The following is a 5,488-nucleotide window of genomic DNA, read 5'->3' as shown; positions in this document are numbered from 1 at the left end:
AGGTGATCGGCTTAGATAGTATTAGGTGATCGCGATGCATGAGAATATGCACAAGCCACGCTAAACCGTCATGAAACAGAAAAATACCGCGTTTATATACAAATTTACTGTTACCTAAAATAACGCCGGTTATAAATACAGCTAAAAAGCCACTGCCGCCAAGCGTTGCAGAAAGGCCAAAAGAAAGCAGCCCAAATGCGGTTACCATTACTAAATACAAACCTGATGCATTTAATTTTATTCGATTAATAAACCACACCGACACCTTACCAATTAAAAACCCACAAACGGCGCCTACGCCCATTTGCTGGGCAAATAACTGCAGTAAACCCAGCCCTATTGGCATGTCGTTCACTAGCATTTCGAGCAAACCAACCGTTAAAAAAATAGCCATTGGGTCGTTCGAGGCACTTTCTATTTCAAGGGTTGATTTAAGCTTTTTATTTAGGTGAATACCGGCGCTACGTAAAAGTGCAAATACGGCTGCGGCATCTGTAGAGCCCACAATCGCGCCCAGCAAAACGCCTTGTAATACGGGTAAGTCTAAAATATAAGTGGCGACAAGGCCGGTAATTACAGCCGTTAAAAGCACCCCGACCGTTGCTAAAGCCGAAGCAGGTTTCCACACTTGTTTAATTGAACTGGTTGGCGTTTGTAGCCCACCATCAAATAGAATAATAGCCAGTGCTAGCGTGCCCAGAGCATGCGCAGCCTCTGCGTTATCGAATGATATGCCGGCAATACCGTCTTCACCTGCAAGCATGCCCACCAGTAAAAATAGCACCAGCACGGGTAAGCCAACGCGCGCAGATAGCTTGCTCGAGATAACCCCTAGTAAAATTAAAATGGCACTAACAAGAATGATATTATCTATTACAAACATAGTGTGAGTTTTCTGCCTTGTATAAGTTAAAAAGTAAGAATTTATAGCTATTAAAAAGCTTAAAGCTCATGCCATACAATAACCTAAAAAATATAAATACGGGTACTTAACTGCATATTTAAAACAAAAAAGCCTGCGATTAAGCAGGCCTTTGAGTATTTAAACGAGCAAATTTTATAACACTATTATGCTTGTTACTAAGTACGCTATAAACGTCAGTGCGCCGCCAAATAACGCATACGGTAGCTGCGTTTTAACGTGGGTGAGTAAGTCACACCCCGAAGCGAGTGCCGATACAGCGCTGGTGTCGGATATAGGGGAGCAGTGATCGCCAAATATGCCGCCGCCTAAAATAGCGCCTACAACCAGTGAAGGTGGCAAACCGAGTGCTTGAATAAGCGGTACACCAATAGGAATAAGTATGGCAAATGTGCCCCACGAGGTACCCGTAGTAAACGACATAACCGCGCCGGTTAAAAACAGCACTGGTACAATTAAGTAAATAGGTAGGTAATCGCCCACTAGCGATGCGACAAATACGCCCGTGCCTAGCTCTTTTAAGCTTGCGCCCAGTGTAAGTGAAAGCAGTACAATACTCACCAGCGGTAATAACTCGCCCATGCCTTTAAAGCCGGTATCTACTAATTGATGGTGAGTAAATTGGCGCGAGCTAATCATTAAAACATATGCAACCACAATGGCTAATACCGTTGCGTATAAAACCGATTTAGAGCCGCTGCCTTCTGCAAGTACGCCGTTGCCGGTGTAAAACATAAAGCCGACCATGCTAATAATTAGCGTTAGCAGTGGCACTAGCATAAAGCGCGCTTTAGAGCCCTTTACTTCTTCTTTTAGTTCGGTTTTTTGTAACTCTAGTTTTTGTTCAGCCACTTTCATTGGGCCGTGTACTTTATCAAAGGCAATGGTATAAAAAACAATAACCAAGGTGATTATGGCGTAAAAGTTATAGCCTACGCTGCCCCATAAAATAGATACCGCCGACTCGCCTAATTCGTAATTACCTAACAAGCCCAGTACGAATGCACCCCAGCCGTTTAGTAATATTAAAATACACACAGGGGCGCTGGTGCTATCGATTATGTAGGCTAAACGCGCGCGGCTCATTTTAAACTTGTCGAACAAGCCACGCGATACAATACCTGAGGTTAATACGCTGAGGTTTGACTCTATAAATACCGCGATGCCGGTAAACATGGTTAAAAAGCCAACTTGGCGCTTACTTTTTGCAATGCCTTTATTCATAAGCATATTAACGGTAGCAGCAACACCGCCAGACTCGCGAATATAGGCCAGTAATGCGCCTATTAAAATACTAAATATGAGTATACGGGTATTACCTGGCGAGCTTGCTACCGAAATAATGCGCTCTATGGTATTTAAAAATGTATTAAATACGCTATTTCCTTCGCCCTGAATGGCCAGTAAGAACTCTGATGAAGCCACTGCCACCAAAAGCGCCATAATCACTTCTTTACGCCAAAACACGATAGCAATGGCAATCAGTGGCGGTAAAATAGAATACCAATGCATAAACAAACCTTATTTATTTTTATAATGACGACGCTTTACTTAACTTAATAGATATAAGCACTTAAGTCACTTACTAACGCTTATTGATTTAATAATGCCTCATAAACAAGCGACACAATAGAGCCGTATTGCGCTGTTTCAAAATTTTTCCCTACAAATTGATAGCGCTTTTCAGTGCCTTTAATAGGAGTATGCCGCGCATTAGTGAGTAAAATAATGGCCAAATCGTAAGCCGGATCAATCACGGTGACTGTGCCTGTCCACCCCGTGTGGCCATAGGCCTGAGCGCTGGCATAAGGGCCAAAGTGCCAGCGCCTTGTTTGGTTATTACCCGCAAGACGAAAGCCTAACCCGTAGGTTTCATCACTGCTTTGTGGCGTTAAAAATTGCGCTAAGCTACTGGCGTTAAAAATTTGCGTATCGCCGTAACCGCCTTTGTTAAGTAGCACTTGGCACAGCACAGCTAAATCGGGGGCGTTACTAAATAATCCTGCATGACCTGCAACACCGTCAAGCGAATAATAAGCACGTTCGTCATGCACCTGCCCTTGCAGTACATTGGTGCGAATATTATCAAAATAAATACGGCCATCGCGGGTATTTCCACTTAGCTCCGTGGCAGCAAACTGCTGACGATTAAAACCTTTTTTAAGCGGATTAAATAAGGTGTTATTGAGTTTTAAAGGCGCGTAAATATGCTGCTCTAGGTATTCATCGAGTGGTTGGCCGCTAATTCGCTCAATTAAAACACCTAAAATCATGTAATCAATATCAGAATAAACATGCGGCGCTGTAGGTTCAGCGGTTAATGGCACGCTTGTTAATAATAGCTGTTTAGTGGTTTCGCTTGTTTGTGAGAAAAACGCATCGCCGTAAGCGGTGTCTTTTCGATGAAAGTCAAACACTGGCGGATAACCGGCACTATGAGTTAGTAAATCTTTTACTTGGCGGTGCTCTCGGCCATTACCCTGATACTCTTTTAGGTATGAATGCACCGTATGATTTATGTTTAACTGCCCCTCGCTGACCAACTTCATTAATGCAAAGTTAGTAGCAAATATTTTAGTATTTGAGGCTAAGTCAAATAAGGTATTGGTTTGCATAGGCTCTGGGCGCAGAAGCATTAAATCACTTTGCTGATATTGTTTTGCATCGCCATACGCAGTTAATTTTAATACCTTACCCGCTTTAACAACCGCTAATACCGCTCCTGGAAAGCCTGCTTTTATATCGTTTTCAATTAAGGTATCAACTTGGCTAAAGTCGATTTCTTTTGTGGCGCTATTTTCTAAGGTAGCAAATGCAAAGCGCAGGGTTAAACTGCCGCCAGCAGGTTGAATGTTCTCTACCTTAAAGGTGTTCACGCCGTTATGCGTATAGTGCCCTAAATTAAAGTCGTACTCGGTGTTAGCGCGTAAAGGCTCATTAAGTGAGAGCTTTTTATTATTGATGTATATATCGGCGCTAACCGCACTGACATTTTGTAGCAATAGTTGTCCATGGCCCCGGTAGGCTTTAAAAGTGCCGCGGTTATTTACATATTCTCTGCTGCTAGGATTTGGCTCAGGAAAGGTAGCAATCACCTGCGCATTAGCTAACGCGTTGATATGATTAACCGTTAAAGGGCGCTCTGATTTAATTGCTGTAGAGCGACTACAGCCCGCAATAATAATGCTCAGCAGCAATATAACTACTTTATAGTACGTTTTATTATTTATCATTTTTAAAGCCCAATGCACGCATCCCTTTTATTAATACAGCAAATAAGGCGCTCTTTGCTGTTTAAACTGTTTTAGCCCGGCTTGCCAACTTTGTTTGATTTCCTCAGCTGATCGCCCCGCTTCTATGGCAAGCCTGAGCTGATCAGTTCCTGCGAGTTTATCCATAAAGTCGGCACGTTCAAAAAACGGCTGTTTAGCCTGAGTCAGTTGCTGGTAAGCATTAATTAAATAATTTAAGTTTAAGCCAGTGGTATCACTATGGCGTAAATCAATCCCTTTCACCATCTGGTTTTTAAACTTTGGATTAAGCGCTGCGCCTTTTATTGAACGCGGGGTAAAGCTAAAGTCCCCAAGTGCTACTGGTGAATAACCTATGACCTGAAAGGCAAAATCAGTTCCTCTACCTATGCTAACAGGGGTTGCTTCAAAAAAGCACAAAGACGGATACAGCGCTATTGATTGATCGTTGGGTAAATTAGGGCTTGGTTTTACCGGCAAGCTATAACGACTGGTGCGGGTGTAATGAGCAACACTGATCACGCTCAGTTGTAAATTAGCCGCTTGATTGATCCAGCCCTCGCCTTTGATCATTTTAGCCAGCTCGCCTACCGTCATACCATGCAGTACAGGGATTGGGTGCATACCCACAAACGATTTAAACTTCGGTTCTAAAATTGGCCCGTCAATGTGGCTAATATTAGGATTTGGCCTATCGAGTACTATAAATTCAACCCCCTGCTCGGCCGCGGCTTCCATCATGTAATGCATAGAGCTTATGTAGGTATAAAAGCGTACGCCCACGTCTTGAATATCAAAAATAATTACATCTACATTTTGCAATGACTCGGGGGTTGGCTTTTTGTTTTTACCGTAAATAGAAATAAGCGCAATACCAGTTTTGCTATCAACGGCGTTTTGTATATGAGCACCGGCATCGTGATCGCCTCGAAAGCCATGCTCAGGTGCAAAAATTTTAGTGATGTTGATGTTTTTAGCCAGCAAGCTATCAACTAAATGCGTTTGCCCCACTACAGAGGTTTGGTTAACCACCAGCCCTACACGTTTGTTTTTTAATTGGGGTGCATACAAAGCAAATTGCTCTGCACCAACGGCGATTGCATGTTTAGCCTCATTTGCATGTGTAGCAACGGTAAAAAGTGCACTTAGTATAAAAAAGAAGATAAAAAACACGGTTTTAAACATACAGCAAGATCCTTTTAAACAAGACGTTTAAAATAACACAGCTAAGTTTAAAGAGCAGCTTAGGTTTTAAGAATTAGCGGTCAGCGGTCAGCGGTCAGCGGTCAGCGGTCAGCGGTCAGCGGTCAGCGGT

The 5,488-nt window shown here is 42.9% G+C and carries 4 protein-coding genes; all 4 read right to left on the bottom strand.

Annotated elements, in window-relative coordinates; all coding sequences use genetic code 11:
• On the bottom strand, positions 1-883 hold an 883-nt coding region (locus QMA00_RS18440; protein ID WP_290158414.1), incomplete at its 3' end, for a potassium/proton antiporter.
• Positions 884-1,057: 174 nt separating this feature from the next.
• Positions 1,058-2,434 (bottom strand): Na+/H+ antiporter NhaC family protein, encoded by a 1,377-nt coding sequence (locus QMA00_RS18435; protein ID WP_076920749.1) that lies wholly within the window; start codon positions 2,432-2,434, stop codon positions 1,058-1,060.
• 80 nt (positions 2,435-2,514) lie between these two features.
• Positions 2,515-4,155 carry a penicillin binding protein PBP4B gene (gene pbp4b / locus QMA00_RS18430; protein ID WP_076920759.1) on the bottom strand — a complete coding sequence of 547 codons (1,641 nt, stop codon included), beginning with the start codon at positions 4,153-4,155 and terminating at the stop codon, positions 2,515-2,517.
• A 30-nt stretch (positions 4,156-4,185) separates the two neighbouring features.
• Entirely contained in the window at positions 4,186-5,358 is a 1,173-nt protein-coding gene (locus QMA00_RS18425; protein WP_076920750.1) for a DUF1343 domain-containing protein, read from the bottom strand.
• Positions 5,359-5,488 lie beyond the last annotated feature (130 nt).

The sequence above is a fragment of the Pseudoalteromonas sp. APC 3694 genome, assembly GCF_030407565.1.
In the GTDB taxonomy this organism is placed as follows: domain Bacteria; phylum Pseudomonadota; class Gammaproteobacteria; order Enterobacterales; family Alteromonadaceae; genus Pseudoalteromonas; species Pseudoalteromonas tetraodonis.
The sequence above is the reverse complement of the archived record's forward strand: the minus strand, read 5'-3'. Positions and strand labels throughout refer to the sequence as shown.